Here is a 25146-nt window from a genome sequence, read left to right as displayed (position 1 = left end):
TCCCCTAGGAATGACTAAACAGCTTCCTTGCGGCGAGTGGTGACATCGCCCACTTTTTGATAGAAGCCCCATTCCACTTGCTCCGGCGACAGTTCTGGATCAATCCCAGAGAAGACATCGCGGAACAGGGTACGGGCACCGTGCCAAATGTGACCAAAGAAGAAGAGCAAGGCAAACACCGCATGGGCAAAGGTGAACCAGCCACGGGGACTGGTGCGGAAAATCCCGTCGGAGTTCAGGGTTTCCTGATCGAATTCGAAGATCTCACCGAAGATGGCCTTACGGGCATAGCTCTTGACGGTGGGTGGATCAGTGAAGGTTTGGCCGTTCAATTCACCACCGTAGAAGCTGACGGTAACCCCCTGTTGCTCAAAGCTATACTTCGACTCCGCACGACGGAAGGGAATGTCGGCTTTGACAACGCCGTTTTTATCGGTGAGGATGACCGGGAAGGTTTCAAAGAAGGCAGGCATCCGACGCACAAAGAGTTCTTCACCCTCTTTGTTGCGGAAGACGGCATGGCCTTTCCAAGCTTGGGCAATTCCATCCCCTTTATTCATCGGGCCAGTACGGAAGAGACCACCTTTAGCGGGGTTATTGCCAATGTAATCGTAGAAGGCCAGTTTCTCTGGAATAGCCGACCAAGCTTCTTCCAGGGTGGCGCCACTGGCGAGAGAGGCCTGCACGCGCCGGTTAATTTCCTGTTGGAAGTAGCTACTGTCCCACTGATAGCGAGTCGGCCCAAAGAGTTCAATGGGCGTGGTGGCACTGCCATACCACATCGTGCCAGCAACGACAAAGGCGGCAAAGAAGACGGCCGCAATACTGCTGGAGAGGACGGTTTCGATATTCCCCATGCGCAGAGCTTTGTAAAGCCGCTGGGGTGGACGCACCAGTATGTGAAAGAGGCCAGCAATAATACCGACAATGCCTGCGGCGATATGGTGAGCCACAACACCACCGGGATTGTAGGGGTTAAAGCCATCGGGTCCCCATTCGGGGGCAACAGGCTGGACGCTGCCCGTCAAGCCATAGGGGTCAGAAACCCACATCCCAGGGCCAAACAGACCCGTCAGGTGAAAGGCGCCAAAGCTAAAGCACAGCAGACCAGCAAGGAACAGGTGAATCCCGAACATTTTCGGCAAATCGAGGGCAGGCTCACCGGTGCGAGGATCACGAAAGAGTTCGAGATCCCAATAGACCCAGTGCCAACAGGCTGCCAAGAATAACAGACCCGACAGGACGATGTGGGCTAGGGCAACCCCCTCAAAGCTCCAGAAACCGGGGTCAATCCCCGTTTCGCCAGTAATGCTCCAACCGCTCCAAGACCCCGTGACCCCCAACCGTGCCATAAAGGGCAGCACAAACATTCCCTGCCGCCACATGGGGTTGAGAACGGGATCACTGGGATCAAAAATAGCGAGCTCATAAAGAGCCATCGACCCTGCCCAACCGGCGACCAATGCCGTGTGCATCAGGTGGGCCGCAATCAACCGCCCTGGATCATTGATCAGGACAGTGTGGACTCGGTACCAGGGTAGTCCCATTGACTACGCTCCTCCTATACAAAAATTTAGCGTTTGCATGAACAAATTTTATTAAGCAGCCGGATCACGGTAACAACCGCTTCCCTACTAAGAGTTTAACGGCCAATTTACCCGTAACTTCAGCTACGGTTGGGCAGTTTTTCTGCCAAAATGAGAATGTATTAAGAATGGTAACTAGCCTAGGTTCCTATGGCAAGCAAAGCTGAATTCGTGGGCACAAATATTAAGTTTGTTAACGAAAACAAGGAAATTGTTGCTGCTGATGGTGCGAATCTGCGCTTAAAAGCAATGGAAACGGGGGTTGACCTCTATACCCTTAAGGGCAAGCTCTTTAATTGTGGGGGCTATGGCCAGTGTGGCACCTGTATTGTTGAGATTGTCGAAGGCATGGAAAACCTCTCGCCCCGCACCCCTGTGGAAGAGCGCAAGCTCCGCCGTAAGCCCGAAAATTATCGTTTGGCTTGTCAAACCCTTGTCTATGGGCCAGTGTCTGTGAAGACAAAGCCAAAGGGCTAGGTAATCAAACAGTCGTTTTCAGAGTTTGTAGGACATTAGCGGCCTGCTCTAGCCACCTGAGCAACTGGGCATCGTCAACCCTATGGCGGATACGGAGCAGGTCTTGAAGGGGGTCAGGCGATCGCCCCGTTGCACTCTGCCATGCTTGAAGGAGTTCAGAATCTTGAGGCAGATGAGGGGGACTGGCTGCAAGGCCGAGTTGCTGAGCTAAGTCGTAGCGAAAGCGATCTTGAAGCTGTTCTAGGACAAACTGCCGCTGCTGTGCCCGCCGCAGAACCCCCGCGAGGGCCTCAATATAGGCAGCACTATTACTGGTGACAGGTTCCTTTTCCAGTAGCGGTGGCCCAAAGCGCTGACTTTGCTGCCATAGCAAAAGGAGGAGCAACAGGGCAAACTGCAACCCCACAGCCAACCAAGGGGTGCGACTGAAGTAGTCGAAGAGGGTTTGAGGCACCCTCTCCCTAAGCACCTCCTCTGAAGTGCGTTGGCGGTAGCCGTGGAGCCATTCATCAAAGTATAGTGTTGTTCGCGGTTCGGCTATCTCCTGCAGGAGCTGAGCTACAACCGCAAAGTTGGCAAGACCGGTTTCACCGCCATAGGCATTGGCCACTAACCAGGGATAGACGCCAAGGATGCGCTGTTCATGGTTATGGGGAGTATTAGAGCGTCTGAGATAGACAATCAAACCGTGATCATCCCTAAGGAGAGAGCGATCGCCCTGTTGCAAAGGAACGCGGCGGCGGGTTTCAATCAAGACAGTGCCCAGGGGCATTGAGAGCCGCGTCTCAAAGGGGGCTGCCGTGGGTTCGCCGTGCCAGTAAAAGCGCACCAGCGTATTGCCCTGAGCCAGCCACGCCACAAGGGTCGGTGGCCAACCGATGGGACGACCACTGATTTGAATGAGAATGTGCCCTTTGCCCTTGAGGTTGCTATAGTTATGCTGCCAGCGCTCCACCCGCAACCCCTGCTGCTCTAGGTAAGTATAAAACTGCTGCGTGCCCCACGGAGAGGAATCAAAGGAGGAGCCAGCGCGGCTACTGGGAGCCACCGCCACCATCAGGAGGCCGATCGCCAACAGCACAAGGACAGCGAAGCCAAGGAAAAACCACTGCCGACGCTTGATCGCGATCATTGCTGGGTCTCCCGCAGGAAGGGTTCCACCTCAAAATAGGCCGCTTGACAGCTGGCTAGGGTTTGGGCATCCACTGGCTCGGCGCCATAGTAACTGCGACTGTGAACTTGAAAGAGATGCTGGATACTCCGCCCTACAGTTGGCGATCGCTCCCCCAGTTGAAAGAGCCGCTCCAATTCCCCCAGGTAGTCGCCATTGGTCCAGTGGGTCTGAAGCCGCAGCCAGCCTGCCTCCTGCAACCGATACAACAAGGCCATGTAAAAGGCGCGGCAGGCCCCTCTATAGTCCCCCGCCAATTGTAGGTTTTGGGCAAGTTCCAGCCATTCCCGCACCGGTCTGGGTCGCTCCCCAAGGGTAGAAATTGCTGTTGGTGAAGAGGAGCGCGATCGCCGTTGCCACCATCGCCAGAGGCTGCGTCCTAGGAAATAGAGGCCTACGCCGAGGCCAATCAGCAAGACCCCCTGAAGGAACCAGCGTAGCCATCCCTCTAAGGAGGGGTGGTCTTGCCAAAAGGGCTCTGTTTGCTGGCGAAAGAGTTGGAGAAAGGTGTACTCAAGGGCTTCACGCAGTTGTTGCCACTGGCGATCGCTCTGCCAGCGCAAATCATCCCAAAAAGTCACCGCCGCTAGACCCGCCTAGGCCTCCGCTTGTCGCACAAAGAGCACGGGACACTCGGCATAGACCCGGACATAGTCAGAAAGGGAAGTGCCCAAAAGGCGATCCAAGTCGGGTAAACTGCGAGCGATCGAGGGCCGCCGATCCGGAGAACCCAGAACCAGGAGATCGGCATTGGTATCAGCAGCAATGCGGCAGATTTCTTCAGCGGGTTTGCCGGTGGTCAGGACACACTGGTATTCCACACCCCGCTGCTTAGCCACCGTTGCGGCTTCGGCAAGAAGCGGCTCTTTTTCGGCAGCACTGCTGGGGGTATCAGCATGACCCTTGAGGTCAGGATTGACGTGGGCAAGAATGAGTTTGCCGCCCTTGACCCCCTCCATTAGGCGCACTGCTAAGTCCAAGGAGGCTTTGGCTGCAGCAGAATGATTGAGTGCCACCATGATGCGGTTGATTTTCTTGACGTAGATGTCATCGCGCACTAGGAGCATCGGCCGCGAAGACAGTTGAAACACATACTGGCTAACGGAGTTTTCGAGAATGGATTGCAGGCGCTTGAGTCCCCGCGATCCCATAATGATCAAGTCGGCATTGATTTCATCGGCCACGTGGAGCACTGTATCCTTAGGATCGCCCTCCCGCAGCATAGTATTGACGCTAATGACGGGGTCAAGGTGCAGTCGGGCAACAGCTTCCGCTAGGAGTTTGGCACCTGCTTGACGTTGTTCGGCCATCTCCTCGGCAGTAATTTTCGGTGGAATCACGTGCAAAACGGTGACGGCAGCCCGTTGAATCGCTGGCAACTCCATCAGCGACTTGAGCATTTGTTCGGATTGTCCAGTTCCTGAGTCTGCCAATAGAATATTTTCAATCATAAATCTTAAACTCCCAAAGCTGGTGAGTATCACGGCACGGAGGGCCACTAGGACGATCTTAGGGCTGCCTTAGGAGCTTCTTGGCGGAACGCTACAAATCTTAGGCATTGGCTAGAGGGGCGATCGCGGGTGGTGCTTTTGATACACTAGGCAAGAGGCCGTTCAAGGAAGCCCTATGCCGCGATCGCAACGGAACGACAATTTTATTGACAAAACCTTTACGGTCATGGCTGACCTCATTCTCAAGGTCTTGCCCACCAGTTCGCAGTCAAAAACTGCCTTTGCCTATTATCGCGATGGCATGTCTGCCCAAGCGGATGGAGAATATGCCGAGGCGCTGGAGAACTACCAGGCAGCCCTAGAACTAGAGGAAGACCCCACCGATCGCAGCTACATTCTCTACAATATTGGCCTGATCCATGCCAGCAATGGCGAGCATGAAAAAGCCTTGGAGTATTACCACCAAGCCCTTGAACTCAATCCCCGCATGCCCCAAGCCCTCAACAATATCGCAGTGATCTACCACTACTTGGGGACACAGGCACAAGAGCAGCAGCGCTTGGAGGAGGCTGAACAACTCTTTGATCGTGCCGCCGACTATTGGAAGCGGGCAATTCAACTGGCGCCCAATAACTATATAGAGGCGCAGAACTGGCTGAAAACCACTGGCCGCTCCAATATTGATGTGTATTTCTAAAAAACTTCTCGAAAATTTCTATAAGGATCACCAATGGCAACCAAAGTCATTACTGCAGAAGATGTGCGCAAGGTGGCTCATTTAGCTCGCCTTGCCATTGATGACAGTGAAATTGAAGCACTGACCCAGCAACTAGATAGCATCCTCGACTATGTCAATCAACTGAGTGAACTGGATGTTACGGAGGTGCCGCCAACAACGCGAGCCATTGAGGTGAGTAATGTAACCCGTCCTGATGTGTTGGAACCTTGGCCACATCGGGAGGACTTGCTAGCGATCGCCCCCGAGCGCGAAGATGACTTTTTCCGCGTGCCCAAAATTATGTAAGGCATCAGTCTGTGCGGCGGCGTCAATCCCACCATTTGCAACTGGACTTATTTCCCTTCCTCTCGATCTTGGCCTGCACCATTGGCACCCTGATCCTATTAGTGGTGGTCATCAGTGCCAGTAGCCTTGGGCGAGAACGCACTAATGTGCAAATTTTGGCACGGGAAAACGCCCAAAATGCGGAACGTACCCCTCGCTATTTAGAGTGCCGTCGCGAGGGGGTGATCATGCATCCCCAAAAAGTGCTTGTGCCCAAAGCAGACCTCGACAAGCCCACTTCCACCTTGGCAATTTTGTTGGCTAATCTACGTCGTCAGAGCGATCGCGAGTACATTATCATTGCCGTGCGCCCCGATGGCTTTGACTGCTTTGAGGAGGTGCGCTACCAAGCGGAACGAGCGGGAGTGGCCCTGGGCTACGAACCCTTTAATGCCGAGTGGGAACTGTGTGTGCCTGCTCCGGGGCGCAGCAATTGCCCCTAGGGCTTACCTAATCAAGCCGGCGGCGCTTCGATTGGGGAATTTCCCTGGGAAAAGCGCTCAAGTGCACTATCCGCTCCCTGATCCCCAGGGCACCACCAATGACTTCAGGATGGGTGAGCCCTACAGCCGTGGCTTCGCCGCGGGCCTCAAAGGTTTCTGCGGTTGCAACCACGACATTTTCTGATGGCGGTTAGTGTCCTCAAATGGTTGGAGTCTCCCTAGGGCGATCGCCAGAGCACATCGGCCATCCGACACACCTGCACCATGGCTGCCACATCATGGACGCGCACCATCGCCACCCCTTGGGCAATGGCATGGCAGCAGACTGCTGCGGTACCCCAAACTCGGTCCTTAGGATGGGGCAGGTTTAGGACATCGCCAATAAAGCGTTTGCGCGAGGGGCCAAGGAGGATTGGGTAGCCAAGGGTGTGAAATTGCGGCAATTCCCGTAAAAGGGTGAGGTTTTGGGGCGTGGTTTTCGCAAAGCCAATGCCAGGATCAATCATCAGGTGCTCAGGAGGAATGCCGCTGGCGATCGCCCGCTGGGTTTGTTCCTGAAAATAGCGAAGCAAATCGCCGATCAAATCCTCGTAGTCAGTTAATTGCTGCATGGTGGCTGGGGTTCCCCGCCGATGCATGAGGATATAGGGCACCCCCAATGCCGCTACCGTGGCCAACATCTCAGGATCCGCCTGCCCCCCTGAAACATCGTTAACAATATTGGCACCTGCTGCCACCGCTGCCTGGGCAACCACCGCATGGGTGGTATCAATGGAAATGGGAATCTGGGACTGCTGACGGATGCCCTCAATCACGGGCAACACCCGAGCCAACTCAGCGCTAATGGGCACTTCACTAGCTCCCGGACGGGTGGACTCCCCCCCTACATCAATGACATCAACACCGGCGGCAACCATTTCTAGGGCATGGGCAACGGCACTGGCAGGATTAAAAAAGTCACCACCATCGCTAAAACTGTCGGGGGTGATATTCAAGATGCCCATAATGTAGGTGCGCTCTCCCCACACAAAGGTGCGATCGCCCACAGACCAACCCTTCATGCCTCAGTCTCTCCTTGGCGTCTGGCGTGCAACTGCAAAAGAATCTCTTGGTGGACAGCGTGGGTAATGGGATAGAGATAGGCCAAAATCATCCCCACAATGAGAAAGAAGGTTGGCAAAGGTCCAATGGCAACGCGAATTGCCAAGAGTGCCGAAGGGGGTTGCACTGGGGGTGGGGCACCGGCGACAGTAGAAATGTAACCCGCCCACTGCAAAGCCTGACCCACAAAGAACAGACCCAGGGCAAGACCAATTTTTTGCAGCAGCACCATAAAGGCATAGAAGATCCCCTCCCGCCGCTGGCCACTCTCAAGTTCGTCCAGATCAATCACATCCGGAATCATTGACCAAGGGATAAGATAAGCGGTCGCAACCCCAAAGCCCGCCAGAATTGCACAGACATATACCAGCACTGTCTGTCCTGGCTGCAACAAAAAGAGACCGCCCTGGGCAATGATCCACAGGCTCATTCCCATGAAATACACTGCCTTCTTACCCAGGCGACGACTCACAGCACTCCAGACAAAGAGCATGATCATAGCGGTTCCTTGAACCGTCAGCGCCACTTGGGTATAGGCAGCGGCGGACATTTGCAACCAATCGCCAATAAAAAAGGGAATCAGCGAGGCAGTAATTTGCACCGCCAGCCAAGAACACAGGTAGATTCCCATTACATAAAGAAAGGGACGATTGCTAAACACCAGCCGCAGTTGCGTTTGCAGCGGTAAGGGGCGGTGCTCAGGATTGCGAATACCGCGTTCAAAGGCTTGCACCCGCTGCCGTGTTCCCCAGACACACCAATAGATGGGCAAAACAGACAAGACGGCGGCAATGCCCCCGAGGATCAAGTATTGGGCTTGGGGATCGGGAATGTTCTGGAAGACGACCTGAGCAAGAAGTAAGGAGCCAATGCTACCCCCAATGGAAAAGGCAAAGCGAAAACTATTGAGATGGGTGCGTTCGTTGTAATCTTCAGTGAGCTCTGGTGTGAGGGCAGTGTAGGGCAGGTTTACCGCCGTGTAAAACGTGTTAAACAATAGGCCAATGAGGACGTAGTAGCCAAAGAGCAACCCTTGATCCGTCGTTGGTACCCACCAGTTCAAGCAAAAACTCAAGCCAAAGGGAATCGCGGCTGCCATCATCCAGATGTGGCGGCGTCCCCACTTGCCCACGGGGGTGCGATCGCTCAGGTAGCCGATGATCGGGTCATTCATGGCATCCCAAATTTTGCCAATCATGAGCACGCTTCCCGCCAAGCCAGCATTGAGTCCAGCCACATTGGTCAAGAACACCATCAGGAAAAACACCTGTAAATTGGCAGTGATGGCAGTTCCAAGATCGCCGGCGCCAAAGGCAAGTTTTGTCCACAGGGAAAGGGGCGGACGGGCACTGGTGGCAGCGGAATTTTGGCTGAATGGGTCTGATGGCATGATACTTTGTCCATTGGATTGTTTTTTTTAACGATTAGCCAGCAACTGCAACTGCCCATTGACTGGCCCATTGTAGAATGCGCTGCACCTGTTCAGGGGTTTTCCCTTGGCAGTAGAGGCGCAGCAGAGGTTCGGTGCCACTAAAGCGAATCAGTAGCCAACCGCCATCGGCCAGATGAAACTTGTAGCCGTCAATGGTGTCCCAATGGCTCACGGGACTCTCCAAAATCTGGGTGAAGGGATGCTCCCCTAGGAGTGCTTCTAGTTTTTGCCGCTGTGCCAAGGACGTGAGGGTGAGATCAACGCGATCGTAGGCACTGTAAAAGTTTGTCGTTACCTGCAACTGCTGATAGTATTCCCCCACGCTTAAGCCGGAGGTCACCAGGGCTTGTAATAGGTACAGTGCCGACAGGAGGGCATCCCGCTCGGGGAGATGGTGGCCATAGCCGATTCCCCCTGATTCTTCACCGCCTAAGAGGACAGCTTCGCCGGCCAGCATGCGATCGCCAATGTACTTGAAGCCAATGGGCGTTTCAATCACGGCTAAGCCATGGTGGGCTGCCACTCGTGCCACCAGATCCGAACTGCTAATGGATTTAATCACTGCCCCCCGATAGGGACTGTGCTGTGCTAAATGGTCAATCAAGATGGGAATCATTTCTTGGGCAGTGTACAGTACCCCCTCGCCATCAATGACTGCCAGGCGATCGGCATCACCGTCGAAGACTAAACATACTGTAGGGGTGGCACTGGGCTGTTGCCGCAGTTGTTCTTGGGTAGCGGCTAAATAACGGCCAATGGGTTCAGGGGCACCGCCGCCAAAGAGGGGGTCGCGATCGCGCCGAAACTCTTCTATGGGCCAATCCAACAATCGCTCCAGTCCCCCGGCGGCAACCCCATGCATGACATCGGCACAGACGCGCAGTTTACCCGTGGCGATCGCCTCACGAATGGGGCTGGGATCAACATGAGTGCGCAACGCCGCACAATAGCTGGGCCACGGATCAAAGACTTGATAGTCTGTTTTGGCCTCCCCCACGGGTGGCGGCTCCCCTTGAGCTAACTGCGCTTCAATGGCTTGGGTAACAGGTGTGGGGACTGATCCACCAAAGGCGCCCTTCACCTTCAGTCCTGCATAGATAGCGGGATTGTGACTTGCCGTAATGACCAAGCCGCCAATGGCTCCCTCTGCTTTGACAGCCCAGCTAAAGGCCGGTGTGGGTGCCGCACAGTTAGAAAGCCAAACCTCATAGCCTTGGCTTGTCAGCAATTGGGCAACGGCTGTACCAAAGTGTTCCGCTAAAAACCGGTGATCGTAACCGACAATAATTCGCGGCGTCCTGCCATCGCCATAGGTTTGGTAAAGTACTGCCGCCGCTGCCTTAGCTGCCCGCAGCAGACGGTTAAAGGTAAACTCAGCCCCAATGATGCCGCGCCAACCGTCGGTACCAAAGCGAATTGGGGCCTCCTCAGGAATCAAAACTTGATCTAGGCGCAGGACAGAACCAACCATAGAGCGCAAGACCCAAAACCCCTCTGAACATATCATGCTGCGGCACAGCCCTTTTCCGAAGGAGAAAGGAGGATGATATAATTATTGCGAATTGTTAATTAGGCGATGGGCACTGCCGCTAGGTGCCTTTTGGCGATGACTGATCTCTAGTAGCCTAAACTTGCATCACTTTCAGAGAGGTATTGAACACTATGGCATTTGTACAAGAACCCCTTCCCTTTGATCCGGGTGCCCTTGAACCCTATGGAATGTCTGCAAAAACCCTTGAATTTCACTATGGCAAACACCATAAAGGCTACCTGGATAACCTCAATAAACTGACTCAAGATACGGAACTCGCTGACAAATCCCTTGAAGATGTCATTCGCATGACCTATGGCGATGCTGCCAAAGTGGGCATCTTCAACAATGCCGCTCAAGTGTGGAATCACACCTTCTTCTGGAATAGCCTCAAGCCAGGTGGCGGCGGTACTCCTACGGGTGATGTGGCTGCTCGGATCAACAGTGCTTTTGGTAGCTACGACGAATTCAAGTCCCAGTTCAAAAATGCCGCAGCGACCCAATTTGGCAGCGGTTGGGCATGGCTGGTGCTTGAAGCTGGCACACTGAAAGTGACTAAAACGCCCAATGCCGAAAACCCCTTGGTTCACGGTCAAGTGCCCCTACTGACGATTGATGTTTGGGAGCACGCCTACTATCTCGACTACCAAAACCGTCGTCCCGACTTCATTGATAACTTCCTGAACCAACTGGTGAACTGGGATTTTGTTGCTAAGAACTTGGCAGCTGCCTAAGATTCCCAGTTTTTTTCTATTTGGCTGTTACTGAATGACTTCACTGAATCCCCGTTCCAGTTGAGCGGGGTTTTTTGTTGCCAAGCAGTGATTCAGCCACAACGGTAGAATAGGGTTAAGTGAAACTTAAGAAATAAAGTAACCTTGGTTAATAAACGTTAGTTTGATGGTGGTATTCCTTTGGGCGTTGAGCAGGGAGGGGGTCCTATGGAGATCCTAGGGCATATTGCCTATGCCGCTTTTGAAAAGTACTACCGCAAAATTAGTAAACACGAGCCGGGGGTGATTCGCGATCGCGATGTTGAGGCGATTCATCAGATGCGCGTTGGTCTGCGCCGCCTGCGAACGGCTCTGGAGGTGTTTTGTAATACGGTACGTTTGCCCAAGGGGGTCTCCATTCAGCGGGTACGGGCGATCGCCGGCAGCCTCAGTCCCGTACGGGATTTGGATGTGATGATGCTGGCGCTCAAAGAGCAGTATTACCCTCACCTGCCCCGCTGTGAGCAACAACAACTGGCCAAGCTCATTAAAAAGCTCGAAAAGCAGCGGGCAGAACTGCTGCAAAAAGCGCTTCAATTGCTGCGGAGCGATCGCTATCGCAAATTGCAACAGGGTCTAGAAGAATGGCTAGCTGACCCTCAATATCGTGAAATTGCCAACTTACCCACGGAACTGATTGCCCCAGACATTTTATTGCCCTTGGTGTGTGAGCTCCTGCTCCATCCGGGGTGGCAAGTGGCTATTGAATGGCAGGGCGATCGCCCCCTCTTTTTGGCAGTCAGTAACCCACCCCAGTGGTTACAAACGGCGGGTGAAGATCTCCACGATCTGCGCAAGCAAACCAAACGGGTACGCTACCAAATGGAACTCTTTAGCGGTGTCTATGGAGACGCCTTCAACGAACAGGTGAGTGCTTTTGCGCAGTTGCAAGAACTCCTAGGGACCCTTCACGATGGCGTTGTCCTTGATGACTTTTTCCGTACCCAACTTGGCCTCAATCTCCGTCAAGCCTCTCCTTGCCTGGCAGAAATGATTGCCCTTGAGCAAACACGCCAGTGGCAAACTTGGCGCTGTGTCCAGCAGGAATACCTCAGCCCCGAAAAACGCCATCAAGTGCGCTCGCTGCTCCTGATGCCACCAATGACAATCAGTGCCAATGGCAGCCCCCTCGATCACCCAATCATCTCCTCTGCCAACTGACAGAGGTTGGTGGGTAATGGTAACAATTGATTTTCAATTGTCCGAGGGCGATCGCCCTTGCCAGTCCGTATGCGACGATAAAAATAAAACCCCTGCCAGTCGAGGAGAGCACACAACAAATGAGCGTTATGGAGCCACAAACTTTAAGTGTTGGGCTGCGGGTCCGCGTCAAGACCCCCACCATTGTCTATCACCATCCCGATCACCGCAATGAACCTTTTGATATTCAAGGGATGGAAGGGGAAATTTGCGCTATTCTCAGCGACTGGCAAGGCCGTCCCATTAGTCCCAACTACCCGATTCAAGTGCGGTTTAGTCCCAAGTTTGTTGCCCATTTGCACCCCGATGAGCTGGCAGTGATTTAGGTACCCTCTATGCCTCCCCGTTGGCCCCGTAAGCCCGATCGTCGCGATCCGAGCTACCGCCGCTTGGACGATCGCATGAATTTTGCTGTCCATGTTGCCCTTTTTGCTGCGTTTAATTCTGGTGGCTGGTTTTGGCATCAGCTACAACCCACGGCGGTGCCTTTTATGCCGACGGTAACGCTCCTGTGGTTCACCTTGTTGGCAGGCCATGCCCTCTACGTGTTCGCGATCGCCCGTTATTAAGAACTCATCCCCCTGAGGGCGCTGATGCTGAGATAAGAGCACTTTTTCGTTAGTCTCCTATGGGCGATCGCACCATCACCTACAGTCCAGCCTTCACCCTTGTGCCGACCTATGAGTGTTTTAATCGCTGTACCTACTGTAATTTTCGTCAGGACATTGGCACGAGTGGTTGGTTGAGTTTAGAGGCGGCGGCCAAACAGTTGGCAGAGCTTGATCCGCAACAGGTACGGGAAATCCTCATTCTCAGTGGCGAAGTTGCCCCCAACAGTCCCCAGCGTGCCAAATGGTTAGAGCGTCTCTATGATGTAGCAGCCTTAGCGTTGGATCAGGGATTTTTGCCCCATACCAATGCGGGCCCCCTGAGTCGAGCAGAAATGACCGTCCTCAAGACAGTGAATGTCTCCATGGGGCTGATGCTGGAGCAGTTGACACCCAAGTTGTTGCAAAGTGTCCATCGCCATGCCCCCAGTAAGGCTCCGCAACTTCGTTTACACCAACTGGAACAGGCCGGAGAACTGGGCATTCCCTTCACCACGGGATTGCTCTTGGGGATTGGTGAAGCGCCCCAGGATTGGGCAGAGACTCTCACGGCCATTGCTGAGTGTCATCGGCGGTGGGGACACATTCAGGAGGTGATTCTGCAGCCCCACAGTCCTGGGCAGCAGCAGGCAGAGAGGCTACCCCCTTTTGATCTGGAGCAATTACCCCAGGTGGTGCAGTGGGCGCGATCGCTCTTGCCTGAGGACATCACGATTCAAATTCCTGCCAATCTAGTCACAGAACCAGCGGTCTTTCGCGCGTGCCTAGAGGCCGGCGCTCGCGACTTGGGGGGTATTGTCCCCTTAGATCATGTCAATCCAGACTATCCCCACACCGATCTAGCAGTGCTCAGGGAACAATTAGCAGCTTGGGGATGGGAATTAGGGCCACGACTGCCAGTTTATCCGCAGTTTGTGGATTGGTTGCCACGGCCCTTGCAGGAGAAGGTTAAGGAGATTCCTGTTTAAGCTGCAGCCCTAGTTGATAGATGTCACGCCGCGAAAGCCCCGTCAGAGTCGCCAGTTGACGGCTGGCTTGGGTGAGAGAAAGACCTTGGTTGAGCAGTGTTGCCAATTCGCTGGCGAGATAATTGGGGTTCACGGCCAGAGAATGTTCAGGGGCACCGGCTAAAACCAGTGTGTATTCGCCCCGGGGGGGATGCTCCTGTAGATAAGTGCAGGCAGTACCGAGGGTTCCCCGCCAAAATTCTTCGTGGCGTTTGGTAAGTTCGCGGGCAAGTACAACAGGGCGATCGCTCCCCAAAACCTGACATAACTCTGTTACTGTTTGCACCAAGCGATGGGGGGCTTCATAGAGAAGAATCGTGCGCGTTTCCTGTTGCAGGACTGCTAGTCGCTGCTGGCGATCGCGCCCCTTAGTCGGCAAAAACCCTTCAAAACAAAAGCGATTCATCGGTAATCCTGCGGCCATCAAAGCTGTTAAGGCAGCATTCGCGCCGGGAATCGGCGTCACGGGAATCGCTGCAGCAATGCAGGCGCTAATTAATTCATAACCGGGATCCGACACCCCCGGTAGGCCCGCATCACTGACGAGCGCGATCTGTTGACCCGCCTCTAGGCGCTGAAGCAATTGGGGGACTCGCTGTTGGGTATTGTGCCCATGGAGACTAATTTGGGGTGTGGTAATGCCAAAATGCTGTAACAGGCGGCCAGTGTGGCGTGTATCCTCGGCGGCTATCAGATCCACTTCCTTGAGAATACGCAGGGCACGAGCGCTCATGTCCTCAAGGTTGCCAATGGGGGTGCCCACCACCCACAATTGCCCAATGCCCATTAGGAGATTTTTTCTGCACTGAGAATAAAGATTGGTTCCACGGCTGCAAAAATTTGGTGGCCGCCCCGCGTTTCCAGACGATTGATCACCGATTGCACCACCTCTAGGCTGCGGGCTTGGACGGTCGCGAAACCCTCAGAGAGGGCATAGAGATTTTCTAAGCTACTGGCGATCGCCACCAAGCGACCACCGGGGGCAAGATACTCCCACGCTCGCAGTAAAACTTCTTTGATGGGGCGCCCCCCCTCCAGGCAAATCCGCTGCGGTGTTTGACGTAACTGAGGAAAGCAGTCTGGAGCCAAACCAGCAACAATCTGTACATTCTTGACCCCAAAGCGATCGCAATTGCGCTGAATCAGATCAACGACTTCTTCATCCCGTTCAATTGCAATCACCTGTCCCCGCTTTGCCAAACGGGCTGCCTCAACAGCGATCGTCCCTGTGCCTGCTCCCACATCCCAAAGGCAAGAGTCCGGTTCAAGCCGCAAATAGGAGAGCATCAATAACCGCGTTTCCCGTTGGGTGAGGGGAATACCTGGTAATCGCGCAAACAGACTATCGGGGATACCCGGAGTGACAAATGGCCAGGGATCCACCGTCATAGCAACAGCCTAAAATCCTTAAGCGTTGCTGCTTTGAGCGAGGAGCCGCTCTTTGAGCTGTGCTAAGGCATCTGCCCAGCGGGGATCGGGTTGCGCAGCTTCCGTATCCATGGAGCTATATTCAGCCGGCGCAGAATTGACTTGAGTACGCCGCCCATTGTTTTTGTTATTTTTGCGGTTATTGCTGCGGTTGCTGGCAGTGTTTTTTTCTGCCGCTGCTTCCTCTTTTTCTTTAGCTTCAGACTTGGGCTTGTCGTTGGCCTTCTCAATCTTGAGGGGATTGTCCTTAAAGGTGTAGCCGTTGAGTTTCTCAATCACTTGATCCGCTACTTCTTCGGATTCGACGGTGACAAAGCCAAACCCCCGGCACTTACCCGTCTTACGATCCGTAATCAGTTTAGTGGTAGCCACTTCGCCCACTTCTTGGCTAAATAGGGCTTCTAACTCTTCGCGGCTCAAATCACGCGGCAGATTGCCCACATATAAACGCACAGACATAAAGAAACCTCCCTTAGGCAGCTTAAAAACAACACGGTTGAAAAATGGACAGTCGGGCGTGAGAAACCGCTCGTAACCAAGGCCTAGAGCCAAGAATGGCATGTAAAGACCTTACTGCTGTTAGTGGTGTGGAATGGCTAAATTGGTTCACAGCGATTGTTGCTAATTGAGAACCTTGATTGATGGGGCAGAGCAAAGGCAATGAGCGCACTTAGCTCTTGAGTTATCTCTCCTAAGGTTATCACGCTTTCTCCACCTAGGGCTAGGATTTTGCGGAAAAATTTTGCTGTGGCAGCACAAACGCAATGTGGCACAATAATCAATGCTGTTTTTGCGATGTGATGCCTGTGACTCCGACTGCTGTGCCTCGTCGGCCGGTTTTTCCCTTTGCGGCAATTGTCGGTCAAGACGAAATGAAACTGTCATTGTTGCTCAATGTCATTGACCCCAAAATTGGTGGGGTGATGATCATGGGCGATCGCGGCACGGGCAAATCAACCACCATTCGTGCCCTAGCAGATTTGCTGCCAGAAATTGAGGTGGTTGCCGATGACCCCTTCAATAGTCACCCCAGTGATCCCGATCTCATGAGTGATGCCGTGAAGGTGGCCGTAGCAGCCGGTGAACCCATTCACACCATCAAGAAAAAAGTACCCATGGTGGATCTGCCCCTGGGAGCCACAGAAGATCGCGTGTGCGGCACGATTGACATTGAAAAAGCCCTTGCGGAGGGAGTAAAAGCCTTTGAGCCGGGACTTTTGGCCAAGGCAAATCGCGGCATTCTCTATGTGGATGAGGTGAACCTGCTGGATGATCACTTAGTGGATGTCCTGCTGGATGCCGCTGCCTCCGGCTGGAATACCGTTGAGCGTGAGGGCATTTCAATTCGTCACCCAGCACGCTTTGTCCTAGTTGGCTCTGGTAACCCCGAAGAAGGGGAATTGCGACCCCAACTGCTGGATCGCTTTGGCATGCATGCTGAGATTCGCACCGTCAAGGATCCAAGCCTGCGCGTGGAAATTGTGGAACAGCGATCGCAATTTGATCAAAACCCCGAAGCCTTTTTGGCGAAATACCAGGCGCAACAGGAAGCCCTGCAAGCTAAGTTAGTCGCCGCCCAAGCCCTATTGCCCAAGGTCACCATTGACCACGAGCTGCGAGTAAAAATTTCCCAAGTGTGTGCTGAGCTGGATGTGGACGGCCTGCGGGGAGACATTGTCACTAACCGCGCCGCCAAGGCTTTGGCTGCCTTTGAGGGACGCACAGATGTCACCGTTGAGGACATTGCGCGGGTGATTGTCCTCTGTCTGCGGCACCGACTGCGCAAGGATCCCCTAGAGTCCATTGACTCCGGCTACAAGGTGGGCAAAGTCTTCCAAGAGGTCTTTGGTGTGGAGATTCCTGCCTAGGCTCCGATGATTGCAATTGCCCTAGTCCGCACTCGTAGAGCGATCGCGCCACCCCTTTTCAGGCATTTGTTCTTCACGCGTTTGCTTTTTGAGAAGTTCGCGCAGGGCATTTAACAGCCCTTGATGAATTTCTGCGGGGGATGCCGCTGGGGAAACATCTGCCAACTGAGTCAACTCTTCACAGCTGATCCCTTGATTGCGGTGAACAACGCCATTGCGATATTAATCTCACTTCAATAGCGCACCCTGTGGCGGTAGTTTCCCTCAGGATCATGGAAACCTGGCGCAACGCCAAATTTCCGATACAGTTCATCCAGTTGAGGGGGGGCCATCCGCCCCAAAACTGTGAACAATTCCATTGCGGCACCGCCAGCTGACCTGCTGATTGCCCACAGTCAGGATAAGTGTTTTCATAAAAACTTGATTTGGAAATAGCTACATAAAGCTACATCAGGACGATGCTATGGTGCTGTTGCTGGATTGAGGAGGATGCTCAAGGGCGATCGCCCCCAGGTAACCGCGGCGATAGTCCTGCAACAGTTGCCTGGCTGCCCGTTCCAAGTCACCATGGTAGCGGCTAGCAGCAAGGTCATAAAGGTAGGTCTCACCGGTGTTGCTAAGGGCCAGACCGTAGCGCTCCCTAAGGCGATCGGCATGCCCCAACTGTTGCATGATATCCACAAGCATTGGTGCCACCCGACAGGGATCGTAGGCAGCTTGACCAATGTCATCGCAAATGGCCAGTTTTACCGCCGCCTCCTGATTCTTGAAATTCATGGGCAATACCCCTGGGGCATCCAAGAGTTCGAGGGCAGGGGACAAGCGCACCCAGCGCAGTTGCCGCGTCACCCCCGGACGCGCTGCACTCTCAACCACCCGCTGCCGCAAGAGGCGATTAATGAGGGCTGATTTGCCCACATTGGGAAACCCCAAAACCACAGCTCGCACGGCTCTTACTTGCATGCCCCGCTGTTGACGGCGTTGATTGATGGCCGCCCCCGCCCGTACCGCAGCCTGTTCGAGTCGGCGAATCCCTTCACCCCGCTGCGCATTGGTGAAAAAAACTGTTTCCCCTTGGGTCTCAAACCATGTCAGCCACTGCTGGCGATCGCGATCGCTAATCCTATCCATTCCATTGAGCACTAAGAGGCGCTGCTTGCCACTAGCCCACTGACGAATTTGGGGATGGCAACTGGCAAGGGGAATGCGTGCATCCCGCACCTCAAAGATCACATCCACCTGTTTCAGTTGTTCCTTGAGGGCACGTTCTGCCTTGGCAATGTGGCCAGGATACCATTGAATGATCGGACCCATAGAAATTCCACCCCCTTTTTTTCAAAAACAATAGAGCGATCGCCCCCCATGAGTGGCATTAAATTGATTTCAGGTAATCATTAGTGTCTTTTGAATAGATAAAAGACTATAGTTGCGCACCTCTGATTAGAAACCTATAAACAAATCTAAAGATTGATAACCCAAACCTATAGAATAATTAAGAATCTCCAAAGCAAAAGTTATTGCATTGGGCATCAACTAAGCTGATGCTAAGCATAAGACCTACGACGATATCACAGGCTTGCGGATGGTTGCATCATCTCGCTGAGTTTTGCATTGCTCAATTTTGCCCCATTTTCGGGGAATCGTAGCGTTCACACTACCCATTGCAAAGGTTGCCCGTAGAGATTGCTCTATTTGGCACAGTAACTGTTAAAGAGGAAAAACGTCTATGGCCTATACGCAATCCAAATCCCAGAAAGCTGGGTATCAGGCAGGGGTAAAAGACTACCGCCTGACCTACTACACCCCTGATTACACCCCCAAAGATACCGATATTCTAGCGGCCTTTCGTGTCACCCCGCAGCCAGGTGTGCCCTTTGAAGAAGCTGCCGCCGCCGTTGCCGCAGAATCCTCGACAGGTACATGGACCACCGTCTGGACCGACCTGCTGACCGACTTGGATCGCTACAAAGGTCGCTGCTACGACATCGAACCCCTGCCGGGTGAAGACAATCAGTTCATCGCCTACATTGCCTACCCGCTGGATCTCTTTGAAGAAGGCTCTGTTACCAACATGCTGACCTCCATTGTGGGGAACGTGTTTGGTTTCAAAGCCCTCAAAGCTCTGCGCCTTGAAGACCTGCGCATTCCTGTGGCTTACCTGAAGACCTTCCAAGGGCCACCCCACGGTATCCAAGTGGAACGCGACAAATTGAACAAATATGGTCGTCCGCTCTTGGGCTGCACCATTAAGCCGAAGTTGGGTCTGTCGGCGAAAAACTATGGCCGCGCCGTTTATGAATGCTTGCGCGGTGGTCTGGACTTCACCAAAGATGACGAAAACATCAACTCCCAGCCTTTCCAACGCTGGCGCGATCGCTTCCTGTTTGTTGCTGATGCCATTCACAAAGCCCAAGCAGAAACCGGTGAAATCAAAGGGCACTATTTGAACGTCACCGCTCCTACCTGCGAGGAAATGTTGAAACGGGCAGAGTTCGCTAAAGAACTGGAAATGCCCATCATCATGCACGACTTTCTCACCGCTGGCTTCACCGCCAACACCACCCTCTCGAAATGGTGCCGCGACAACGGCATCCTGTTGCACATTCACCGCGCCATGCACGCTGTGATTGACCGTCAGAAAAACCATGGGATACACTTCCGGGTATTGGCCAAGTGCTTGCGGATGTCTGGCGGTGACCACATCCACACCGGTACCGTTGTCGGTAAGCTCGAAGGGGATAAAGCCGTTACCCTCGGCTTTGTCGATCTGCTGCGGGAAAACTACATTGAGCAGGATCGCTCCCGTGGCATTTACTTCACCCAAGACTGGGCCTCGATGCCCGGTGTGATGGCCGTGGCCTCGGGTGGGATTCACGTTTGGCACATGCCTGCCCTCGTGGACATCTTCGGTGATGATGCAGTGCTGCAATTTGGTGGTGGTACCTTGGGTCACCCTTGGGGGAATGCACCGGGAGCAACTGCAAACCGGGTTGCCCTAGAAGCCTGTATCCAAGCTCGTAACGAAGGTCGTGACCTCATGCGCGAAGGCGGCGACATTATCCGCGAAGCAGCTCGCTGGAGTCCGGAACTGGCTGCTGCCTGCGAACTCTGGAAAGAAATCAAGTTCGAGTTTGAAGCGCAAGACACGATCTAGCTGGTGGAGTTGGGGTTCAATCGGAGCTAAGGCAACGATTTCCCCGTAGGTCTATGGATGTCAAGCACATTGCCAAGCAAACCACCAAAACCCTGATTAGTTATCTCACCTATCAGGCGGTGCGAACCGTGATTGGGCAACTGGCCGAAACTGATCCACCGCGATCCCTCTGGCTACACCAGTTCACGAGTCAAGAAAGTGTCCAAGATGGTGAACGTTACTTGGAAGCCCTCTTTCGCCAACAGCCCGATCTCGGTTTTCGCATTCTCACGGTACGCGAACATCTCGCGGAAATGGTGGCGGACTATCTACCGGAAATGCTACGTGCGGGCATCCAGCAGGCCAACTTGCAACAGCGCTGTCAACAACTGGAGCGGATGACCCAAGTCTCTGAAGCCAATGTTGAGGGCAGCAACCCAGAAACCCCTGAATAGTTTGTTGACTGTGAACCAATTGAGGAAGCTATGAAGACACTGCCTAAAGAGCGTCGTTACGAAACCTTCTCCTACCTGCCTCCCCTCAGCGATGCCCAAATTGCTCGCCAAATCCAGTACGCGATTGATCAGGGCTATCACCCCTGTGTGGAGTTCAATGAGACCTCCGATGCCGAAACCCACTACTGGACGATGTGGAAACTGCCGCTGTTTAACTGCACTAATGCCCAAGAGGTGCTGAATGAAGTGCAGCAGTGCCGCTCGGAATATCCCAACTGCTTCATTCGTGTTGTTGCCTTTGACAATATCAAGCAGTGCCAAGTGATGGGCTTTATTGTCTATAAGCCCAATCAGACTAACAGCGGCTACAGCGGTTATCGCTATTAAAGCTGAATTAAAGCTGAGATCTTCTCAGTTCATTACAGTTGAATTGCAGACTAGGGGGGTGTTTCCCCCCTAGTCATTCCGCTACGTTTGACAGGCTCGCGATCTCAACACGAGAGCTTGCTGTGCCGTTTTCTACTCGTCAGGGTTGGGTTTTGTCATCGACCCCCAAGGATTGGAGTCGGTGCTCAATAATTGCCAGTTGCTGTTGGGCGGCAGCCAATTGTGCCTGGGCCGTAGCAACCACCTCTGGCTGGGCTTTGTTGACAAAATTAGGGTTGTTGAGGCGAGCTGTTAAAGATTGAAGGTCTTTCCTCAGGCGATCGCTCTCCTTCTGGAGCTTCGTTATCAAGGCCTCCAGATCTACGACCCCCCCTAGGGGAATGAGCACCTCGCTCTTGCCAACAACACCACTAAAGACCTGCTGTGGAATTTGCAGCCCGGTGCCAATGGTTAGGGACTCGAGGCGAGCCAAGTGTTGAATATCAGCAGCTCCAGCTTTGAAGATGGATGCTTCCTCAGCACTTGCCTCAATCAGGGCGGCAATATACAATCCCGGCTTAATCCCTGCCTCTGCCCGCAGATTCCGAATTGTGCGGATGGTTTCAATCAAAAGACTAAATTTGGCTTCAAGCTCAGGGTCAATGGCGCGGCGATTCACTTTCGGGTAGGGTTGTACCGCTAAAACTTCACTGTCTCCCACCTGATGCAGCGTGTGCCAAATTTCCTCTGTAATGTGGGGCATGAAAGGATGGAGCAGCTTCAAGGTGCCATCGAGAACCGTGGCCAGTACTTGCTGAGCAGTGCGCTTGGCTTTGGCGTTTTCCCCTTGTAAACGAGGTTTCGCCAGTTCAATGTACCAGTCGCAAAAATCCCCCCAGATGAATTCGTAGAGTCCCTTGGCCGCCTCCCCCAGGCCATAGCTTTCAATGCGCTCGCGGGTGGTTTGAATGGCTGTATGGTAGCGACTGAGAATCCAGCGATCGCTAGCGGTCAGGTCCTGGCGTCGCGGGGTTCCCAACTGGCTAGGGGTTTGTCCCTCTAGATTCAGCAGCACAAAGCGGGAGGCATTCCAAAGTTTGTTGGCAAAGTTGCGCGCCGCCTCGACGGTTGCCGACTCATCGGTTTTGCGGTTGTAGGCCAAGCGAATATCCTGACCAGCACCCACGACTTCCTTGACCAAGCTATAGCGCAGCGCATCGGTGCCGTATTTTTCAATTAAAATCAGCGGGTCAATGCCATTATTGGCGGACTTGGACATTTTTTTGTTGTTTTCATCCCGCACCAAGCCGTGGATATAGACATCACGGAAGGGGATTTTACCTGTGAAGTACTGACCCATCATTGTCATCCGTGCCACCCAGAAAAAGATAATGTCAAACCCGGTAACAAGGGTGGTGTTGGGGTAATAGCGGCGATAGTCTGGCGTATCATCGGGCCAACCCAACGTAGAAAAGGGCCATAGGCCAGAGGAAAACCACGTATCCAATACGTCTTGATCCTGCTGGAGTTGAATGTCCTCGCCAAATTGGGCAATTGCCTTGGCGCGGGCAGCCGTCTCATCCATTGCCACCACAAAGGGAGTATCATCGCGCACTTCGCCCTCGGTTTCACTGACCACGTACCAAGCGGGAATTTGATGCCCCCACCACAGTTGCCGTGAAATACACCAATCCCGCAAGTTCACCAGCCAATCGCGATAGACCTTTGCCCAGCGATCCGGAATAAAGCGAGGGGAATGCCGTCTATCCAAGGCTTTGAGGGCGGCATCCGCCAAGGGACGAATTTTCACAAACCATTGGGTAGACAGCAGCGGTTCAATGGGTACTTTGCCGCGATCGCTATAGGGAACGGTGTGCTTATAGTCCTCCACCCGCACCAAAAAGCCCTCCACTTCTAGACGAGCCACCACCTGTTTACGAGCCACAAAGCGGTCCAGACCCGCAAACTCGCCGGCATTCTCATTGAGCGTGCCATCTTTGTTCATCAGGTTAATCATCGGTAAGCGATGGCGTTGCCCCATGACAAAGTCATTGGGATCGTGAGCAGGGGTGACCTTGACACAGCCGGTGCCAAAGGTGGGATCCACCAAGGGATCCCCAATAATCGGAATCTCCCGATTCATAAGCGGCAGGCGCAGTGTTTTGCCAATCAAATGGCGATAGCGATCGTCCTCTGGGTGAACCGCCACTGCCGTATCCCCCAGCATCGTTTCCGGACGGGTTGTGGCCACCTCCAAATACCCTGACCCATCTGTCAGGGGATAGCGCAAATGCCAGAGATGCCCCTGCACCTCACGGTTTTCTACCTCTAAATCCGAGACCGCCGATTGACTGGAGGGACACCAGTTTACTAAATACTTACCGCGATAGATGAGTCCTGCTTCATAAAGCTGATTAAAAGCTGTAAGAACTGCCCGCGACAGCCCCTCATCCATCGTAAAGCGTTCCCGCGACCAATCCACCGACAGCCCCAAGCGGCGAATTTGGCCGACAATTGTCTTCCCTGAGGACTCTTTCCATGCCCAAGCTCGCTTTAGATAGGCCTCCCGTCCCAAGGCAAAGCGGTTGGTGCCCTCCGCCTGCAACTGTTGATCCAAAATCGTGCTAACGGCAATACTGGCATGGTCTGTCCCCGGTAGCCAGAGAACGTTGCGGCCAATCATGCGGTGATAGCGAATCAGAACATCAATCAGGGCATGCTCAAAGGCGTGCCCCATGTGTAAGCTACCAGTGACATTAGGAGGCGGAATGACAATGCAATAGGGTTTACCAGGGTGGTTGGGGTCCGCGTGAAAGACACCACTGCTTTCCCAGAGCTGTTGCCACTTGGCCTCCGTTTGCTTGGGATCGTATTGACTGGGGAGGGTAATCGCGTCGGTCATGGGTTGCTGCACTACTCCAAGGCGCCTAGGCCATCACCATACCACCATCCACATTGAAGACTTGCCCCGTAATGTAGGCGGCTGCTGGATCCAAGGCTAAAAAGCGCACCATCCCCGCCACTTCTGTGGGTTCGCCATACCGTCCTAGGGGAATGAATTTAAGAATCTCCTCTGCTTTGAGTCCAGCTGTCATCTCAGTGGCAATAAAGCCGGGGGCAACGGCATTGACGGTAATACCTCGACTGGCGAGTTCTTTGGCCACGGTTTTGCTAAACCCAATCACACCAGCTTTGGCAGCACTGTAGTTGGCTTGGCCGGGGTTGCCCATTTGCCCTGCCACCGACGCAATGTTGATAATCCGTCCCCGCTTTTGCTTGAGCATCAGTTTACTTACCGCCCGAGTACACAGAAAAACCCCTGTCAGGTTCAGGTTAATCACCGCCTGCCAGTCCTCGAGGCTCATACGCAGCAGCAGCGTGTCGCGGGTAATACCGGCATTGTTGACCAGTACATCCACACGGCCGTAGGTTTCTACGGTTTTGGCTACGAGAGTATCGACCTGCTCAGGGACAGACACATCGGCAGCGATCGCGATCGCTGTCCCCCCTTGTTGTTCAATCATTTGAACGACTTCAAGGGCCGCTTCAGCAGAACGGGCGTAGTTGACAACCACAGTGGCTCCTTCCTTGGCCAATTCGAGGGCGATCGCCCGACCAATCCCCCGTGAGGCACCAGTGACAATGGCAACGGTTGCTTCGCTCAAATTAATTCTCTCCTAAGGGCAAAAATGCTCCACCTATGAATAACCCATCACAAATTTTAACAGCGGATGTTACCCCTCTTGGGGCTATGGCATGTCATCGCAATTGATCAGCAATCGAGGCGGTATTGTTAGGCGGAGCGATTTAGCCACGCAAATACTTCCTCTAGGTCAGTGAAGTCTAGAAGTGCTTCTGCCAAAGCTTCGATTTGATTGGGAGAGAGGTGACGAATGCATTCTTCAAGCTCCCTAGGCACACTCCCAAACCGCCGCCTCAGCAGGCGCAAGACAACTAGCACTTCTCCCTCCTGCAAGCCTTGCTGTAATCCCTGTTGCAATCCCTGCTGTAATCCCTGCTGTAATCCCTGCTGTAATCCTTCCTCCCGCGCCT

29 protein-coding genes are annotated in these 25146 nt (G+C 53.6%); 13 read left to right on the top strand and 16 right to left on the bottom strand.

Annotation, left to right across the window (positions count from 1 at the left end):
* Positions 1 to 14 precede the first annotated feature (14 nt).
* Entirely contained in the window at positions 15 to 1547 is a 1533-nt protein-coding gene (gene psbB, locus IGQ16_RS04300; RefSeq protein ID WP_024124590.1) for a photosystem II chlorophyll-binding protein CP47, read from the bottom strand.
* 189 nt (positions 1548 to 1736) lie between these two features.
* Here psbB and IGQ16_RS04295 point away from each other — a divergent pair, with 189 nt between their 5' ends.
* Complete coding sequence (locus IGQ16_RS04295; protein ID WP_157869660.1) at positions 1737 to 2063, top strand: 2Fe-2S iron-sulfur cluster-binding protein; 327 nt, start codon at positions 1737 to 1739, stop codon at positions 2061 to 2063.
* Positions 2064 to 2067: 4 nt separating this feature from the next.
* On the opposite strand, the gene IGQ16_RS04290 is transcribed toward IGQ16_RS04295, so the two are convergent.
* From IGQ16_RS04290 to IGQ16_RS04280, 3 genes are read right to left on the bottom strand one after another with little or no spacing between them, the layout of a single operon-like run.
* On the bottom strand, positions 2068 to 3195 hold the full coding sequence (locus IGQ16_RS04290; RefSeq protein ID WP_297060374.1) for a DUF4350 domain-containing protein: 1128 nt from the start codon (positions 3193 to 3195) through the stop codon (positions 2068 to 2070).
* Entirely contained in the window at positions 3192 to 3815 is a 624-nt protein-coding gene (locus IGQ16_RS04285) for a DUF4129 domain-containing protein (RefSeq protein WP_024124587.1), read from the bottom strand. The genes IGQ16_RS04290 and IGQ16_RS04285 overlap by 4 nt, the downstream gene beginning before the upstream one ends.
* Positions 3816 to 3830: 15 nt before the next feature.
* Positions 3831 to 4685 (bottom strand): universal stress protein, encoded by an 855-nt coding sequence (locus IGQ16_RS04280; RefSeq protein ID WP_024124586.1) that lies wholly within the window; start codon positions 4683 to 4685, stop codon positions 3831 to 3833.
* Between the two features lie 175 nt (positions 4686 to 4860).
* On the opposite strand from IGQ16_RS04280, the gene IGQ16_RS04275 reads away from it, so the two are divergent.
* The 3 genes from IGQ16_RS04275 to IGQ16_RS04265 are packed head-to-tail and all read left to right on the top strand — an operon-like array spanning position 4861 to position 6191.
* Positions 4861 to 5382 carry a photosystem I assembly protein Ycf3 gene (locus tag IGQ16_RS04275; protein WP_024124585.1) on the top strand — a complete coding sequence of 174 codons (522 nt, stop codon included), beginning with the start codon at positions 4861 to 4863 and terminating at the stop codon, positions 5380 to 5382.
* A gap of 33 nt (positions 5383 to 5415) precedes the next feature.
* Positions 5416 to 5709: an Asp-tRNA(Asn)/Glu-tRNA(Gln) amidotransferase subunit GatC gene (gene gatC / locus IGQ16_RS04270; protein WP_297060372.1), complete on the top strand. Its 294-nt coding sequence runs from the start codon at positions 5416 to 5418 to the stop codon at positions 5707 to 5709.
* 11 nt (positions 5710 to 5720) lie between these two features.
* Positions 5721 to 6191: a hypothetical protein gene (locus tag IGQ16_RS04265; RefSeq protein ID WP_297060371.1), complete on the top strand. Its 471-nt coding sequence runs from the start codon at positions 5721 to 5723 to the stop codon at positions 6189 to 6191.
* A gap of 7 nt (positions 6192 to 6198) precedes the next feature.
* Here the strand turns inward: IGQ16_RS04265 and IGQ16_RS04260 are convergent, their stop codons facing one another.
* The 4 genes from IGQ16_RS04260 to IGQ16_RS04245 are packed head-to-tail and all read right to left on the bottom strand — an operon-like array spanning position 6199 to position 10195.
* A complete protein-coding gene (locus IGQ16_RS04260) occupies positions 6199 to 6363 on the bottom strand; it encodes a hypothetical protein (RefSeq protein WP_297040539.1) in 165 nt (54 codons plus the stop codon).
* Between the two features lie 46 nt (positions 6364 to 6409).
* A complete protein-coding gene (folP, locus tag IGQ16_RS04255) occupies positions 6410 to 7252 on the bottom strand; it encodes a dihydropteroate synthase (RefSeq protein ID WP_024124582.1) in 843 nt (280 codons plus the stop codon).
* The gene (locus IGQ16_RS04250) at positions 7249 to 8682 is read right to left on the bottom strand and encodes an MFS transporter (RefSeq protein ID WP_297060369.1); all 1434 of its coding nucleotides are present in this window, start codon (positions 8680 to 8682) and stop codon (positions 7249 to 7251) included. The genes folP and IGQ16_RS04250 overlap by 4 nt, the downstream gene beginning before the upstream one ends.
* Before the next feature lie 34 nt (positions 8683 to 8716).
* Positions 8717 to 10195, bottom strand: a complete 1479-nt coding sequence (locus tag IGQ16_RS04245) for a phosphoglucomutase/phosphomannomutase family protein (protein WP_297060367.1) — start codon at positions 10193 to 10195, stop codon at positions 8717 to 8719.
* 191 nt (positions 10196 to 10386) lie between these two features.
* Between IGQ16_RS04245 and IGQ16_RS04240 the strand changes: the two genes are divergently transcribed.
* The 5 genes from IGQ16_RS04240 (at position 10387) to cofG (ending at position 13804) form a co-directional block, all read left to right on the top strand.
* Positions 10387 to 10989, top strand: coding sequence for a superoxide dismutase (locus tag IGQ16_RS04240; RefSeq protein ID WP_024124579.1), 603 nt, complete (start codon positions 10387 to 10389; stop codon positions 10987 to 10989).
* Positions 10990 to 11196: 207 nt separating this feature from the next.
* A complete protein-coding gene (locus IGQ16_RS04235; RefSeq protein WP_297060365.1) occupies positions 11197 to 12189 on the top strand; it encodes a CHAD domain-containing protein in 993 nt (330 codons plus the stop codon).
* A 119-nt stretch (positions 12190 to 12308) separates the two neighbouring features.
* The gene (locus IGQ16_RS04230) at positions 12309 to 12554 is read left to right on the top strand and encodes a ferredoxin-thioredoxin reductase variable chain (RefSeq protein ID WP_041429066.1); all 246 of its coding nucleotides are present in this window, start codon (positions 12309 to 12311) and stop codon (positions 12552 to 12554) included.
* Between the two features lie 9 nt (positions 12555 to 12563).
* The gene (locus IGQ16_RS04225; protein ID WP_024124576.1) at positions 12564 to 12797 is read left to right on the top strand and encodes a hypothetical protein; all 234 of its coding nucleotides are present in this window, start codon (positions 12564 to 12566) and stop codon (positions 12795 to 12797) included.
* A gap of 59 nt (positions 12798 to 12856) precedes the next feature.
* Positions 12857 to 13804, top strand: coding sequence for a 7,8-didemethyl-8-hydroxy-5-deazariboflavin synthase subunit CofG (gene cofG / locus IGQ16_RS04220; protein ID WP_024124575.1), 948 nt, complete (start codon positions 12857 to 12859; stop codon positions 13802 to 13804).
* Here the strand turns inward: cofG and rsmI are convergent.
* Genes rsmI through IGQ16_RS04205 form a run of 3 tightly spaced genes read right to left on the bottom strand, consistent with a single transcriptional unit; the run spans position 13785 to position 15730 of the window.
* Positions 13785 to 14630, bottom strand: a complete 846-nt coding sequence (gene rsmI, locus IGQ16_RS04215) for a 16S rRNA (cytidine(1402)-2'-O)-methyltransferase (protein ID WP_297060363.1) — start codon at positions 14628 to 14630, stop codon at positions 13785 to 13787. The two genes, cofG and rsmI, sit on opposite strands and share 20 nt — an antisense overlap.
* Positions 14630 to 15232, bottom strand: coding sequence for a precorrin-6Y C5,15-methyltransferase subunit CbiT (gene cbiT, locus IGQ16_RS04210; RefSeq protein WP_297060360.1), 603 nt, complete (start codon positions 15230 to 15232; stop codon positions 14630 to 14632). The genes rsmI and cbiT overlap by 1 nt, the downstream gene beginning before the upstream one ends.
* Positions 15233 to 15250: 18 nt before the next feature.
* Complete coding sequence (locus IGQ16_RS04205; RefSeq protein ID WP_297060359.1) at positions 15251 to 15730, bottom strand: RNA-binding protein; 480 nt, start codon at positions 15728 to 15730, stop codon at positions 15251 to 15253.
* Positions 15731 to 16071: 341 nt separating this feature from the next.
* Between IGQ16_RS04205 and bchI the strand changes: the two genes are divergently transcribed.
* Positions 16072 to 17139 (top strand): magnesium chelatase ATPase subunit I, encoded by a 1068-nt coding sequence (bchI, locus tag IGQ16_RS04200; RefSeq protein WP_200865518.1) that lies wholly within the window; start codon positions 16072 to 16074, stop codon positions 17137 to 17139.
* 21 nt (positions 17140 to 17160) lie between these two features.
* Here the strand turns inward: bchI and IGQ16_RS04195 are convergent, their stop codons facing one another.
* Positions 17161 to 17313, bottom strand: a complete 153-nt coding sequence (locus IGQ16_RS04195; protein WP_162147170.1) for a hypothetical protein — start codon at positions 17311 to 17313, stop codon at positions 17161 to 17163.
* A 276-nt stretch (positions 17314 to 17589) separates the two neighbouring features.
* Complete coding sequence (gene ylqF, locus IGQ16_RS04190; RefSeq protein ID WP_024124571.1) at positions 17590 to 18453, bottom strand: ribosome biogenesis GTPase YlqF; 864 nt, start codon at positions 18451 to 18453, stop codon at positions 17590 to 17592.
* Positions 18454 to 18865: 412 nt separating this feature from the next.
* Between ylqF and IGQ16_RS04185 the strand changes: the two genes are divergently transcribed.
* From IGQ16_RS04185 to IGQ16_RS04175, 3 genes are read left to right on the top strand one after another with little or no spacing between them, the layout of a single operon-like run.
* Entirely contained in the window at positions 18866 to 20293 is a 1428-nt protein-coding gene (locus tag IGQ16_RS04185) for a form I ribulose bisphosphate carboxylase large subunit (RefSeq protein ID WP_297060357.1), read from the top strand.
* Between the two features lie 53 nt (positions 20294 to 20346).
* Positions 20347 to 20727, top strand: a complete 381-nt coding sequence (locus IGQ16_RS04180; protein ID WP_024124569.1) for a chaperonin family protein RbcX — start codon at positions 20347 to 20349, stop codon at positions 20725 to 20727.
* A 30-nt stretch (positions 20728 to 20757) separates the two neighbouring features.
* Complete coding sequence (locus tag IGQ16_RS04175; RefSeq protein WP_024124568.1) at positions 20758 to 21114, top strand: ribulose bisphosphate carboxylase small subunit; 357 nt, start codon at positions 20758 to 20760, stop codon at positions 21112 to 21114.
* A gap of 139 nt (positions 21115 to 21253) precedes the next feature.
* Here IGQ16_RS04175 and IGQ16_RS04170 read toward each other — a convergent pair whose 3' ends face one another.
* The 3 genes from IGQ16_RS04170 to IGQ16_RS04160 form a co-directional block, all read right to left on the bottom strand.
* A complete protein-coding gene (locus IGQ16_RS04170; protein WP_297060354.1) occupies positions 21254 to 23995 on the bottom strand; it encodes a valine--tRNA ligase in 2742 nt (913 codons plus the stop codon).
* A gap of 25 nt (positions 23996 to 24020) precedes the next feature.
* On the bottom strand, positions 24021 to 24758 hold the full coding sequence (gene fabG / locus IGQ16_RS04165) for a 3-oxoacyl-[acyl-carrier-protein] reductase (protein ID WP_024124566.1): 738 nt from the start codon (positions 24756 to 24758) through the stop codon (positions 24021 to 24023).
* 128 nt (positions 24759 to 24886) lie between these two features.
* Positions 24887 to 25146 (bottom strand): DUF4351 domain-containing protein (locus IGQ16_RS04160; protein WP_297060352.1); only part of this gene is annotated, 260 nt, incomplete at its 5' end.

The sequence above is a fragment of the Thermosynechococcus sp. M3746_W2019_013 genome, assembly GCF_015296045.1.
Classification (GTDB): domain Bacteria; phylum Cyanobacteriota; class Cyanobacteriia; order Thermosynechococcales; family Thermosynechococcaceae; genus Thermosynechococcus.
Note: the sequence above shows the minus strand (reverse complement) of the source record. Positions and strands in the feature narration are given on the sequence as shown.

Bases quoted from the DNA above. Each gene is read 5' to 3' on its own strand.
- IGQ16_RS04280 (WP_024124586.1), bottom strand. From the start codon at position 4,685: ATGATTGAAAATATTCTATTGGCAGACTCAGGAACTGGACAATCCGAA.
- IGQ16_RS04170 (WP_297060354.1), bottom strand. From the start codon at position 23,995: ATGACCGACGCGATTACCCTCCCCAGTCAATACGATCCCAAGCAAACG.
- folP (WP_024124582.1), bottom strand. From the start codon at position 7,252: ATGAAGGGTTGGTCTGTGGGCGATCGCACCTTTGTGTGGGGAGAGCGC.
- IGQ16_RS04230 (WP_041429066.1), top strand. From the start codon at position 12,309: ATGAGCGTTATGGAGCCACAAACTTTAAGTGTTGGGCTGCGGGTCCGC.
- IGQ16_RS04290 (WP_297060374.1), bottom strand. From the start codon at position 3,195: ATGATCGCGATCAAGCGTCGGCAGTGGTTTTTCCTTGGCTTCGCTGTC.
- cbiT (WP_297060360.1), bottom strand. From the start codon at position 15,232: ATGACGGTGGATCCCTGGCCATTTGTCACTCCGGGTATCCCCGATAGT.
- IGQ16_RS04180 (WP_024124569.1), top strand. From the start codon at position 20,347: ATGGATGTCAAGCACATTGCCAAGCAAACCACCAAAACCCTGATTAGT.
- cofG (WP_024124575.1), top strand. From the start codon at position 12,857: ATGGGCGATCGCACCATCACCTACAGTCCAGCCTTCACCCTTGTGCCG.
- IGQ16_RS04185 (WP_297060357.1), top strand. From the start codon at position 18,866: ATGGCCTATACGCAATCCAAATCCCAGAAAGCTGGGTATCAGGCAGGG.
- rsmI (WP_297060363.1), bottom strand. From the start codon at position 14,630: ATGGGCATTGGGCAATTGTGGGTGGTGGGCACCCCCATTGGCAACCTT.
- ylqF (WP_024124571.1), bottom strand. From the start codon at position 18,453: ATGGGTCCGATCATTCAATGGTATCCTGGCCACATTGCCAAGGCAGAA.
- IGQ16_RS04235 (WP_297060365.1), top strand. From the start codon at position 11,197: ATGGAGATCCTAGGGCATATTGCCTATGCCGCTTTTGAAAAGTACTAC.
- IGQ16_RS04275 (WP_024124585.1), top strand. From the start codon at position 4,861: ATGCCGCGATCGCAACGGAACGACAATTTTATTGACAAAACCTTTACG.
- psbB (WP_024124590.1), bottom strand. From the start codon at position 1,547: ATGGGACTACCCTGGTACCGAGTCCACACTGTCCTGATCAATGATCCA.
- gatC (WP_297060372.1), top strand. From the start codon at position 5,416: ATGGCAACCAAAGTCATTACTGCAGAAGATGTGCGCAAGGTGGCTCAT.
- IGQ16_RS04250 (WP_297060369.1), bottom strand. From the start codon at position 8,682: ATGCCATCAGACCCATTCAGCCAAAATTCCGCTGCCACCAGTGCCCGT.
- IGQ16_RS04175 (WP_024124568.1), top strand. From the start codon at position 20,758: ATGAAGACACTGCCTAAAGAGCGTCGTTACGAAACCTTCTCCTACCTG.
- IGQ16_RS04295 (WP_157869660.1), top strand. From the start codon at position 1,737: ATGGCAAGCAAAGCTGAATTCGTGGGCACAAATATTAAGTTTGTTAAC.
- IGQ16_RS04240 (WP_024124579.1), top strand. From the start codon at position 10,387: ATGGCATTTGTACAAGAACCCCTTCCCTTTGATCCGGGTGCCCTTGAA.
- bchI (WP_200865518.1), top strand. From the start codon at position 16,072: ATGCCTGTGACTCCGACTGCTGTGCCTCGTCGGCCGGTTTTTCCCTTT.
- IGQ16_RS04225 (WP_024124576.1), top strand. From the start codon at position 12,564: ATGCCTCCCCGTTGGCCCCGTAAGCCCGATCGTCGCGATCCGAGCTAC.
- IGQ16_RS04245 (WP_297060367.1), bottom strand. From the start codon at position 10,195: ATGGTTGGTTCTGTCCTGCGCCTAGATCAAGTTTTGATTCCTGAGGAG.
- IGQ16_RS04205 (WP_297060359.1), bottom strand. From the start codon at position 15,730: ATGTCTGTGCGTTTATATGTGGGCAATCTGCCGCGTGATTTGAGCCGC.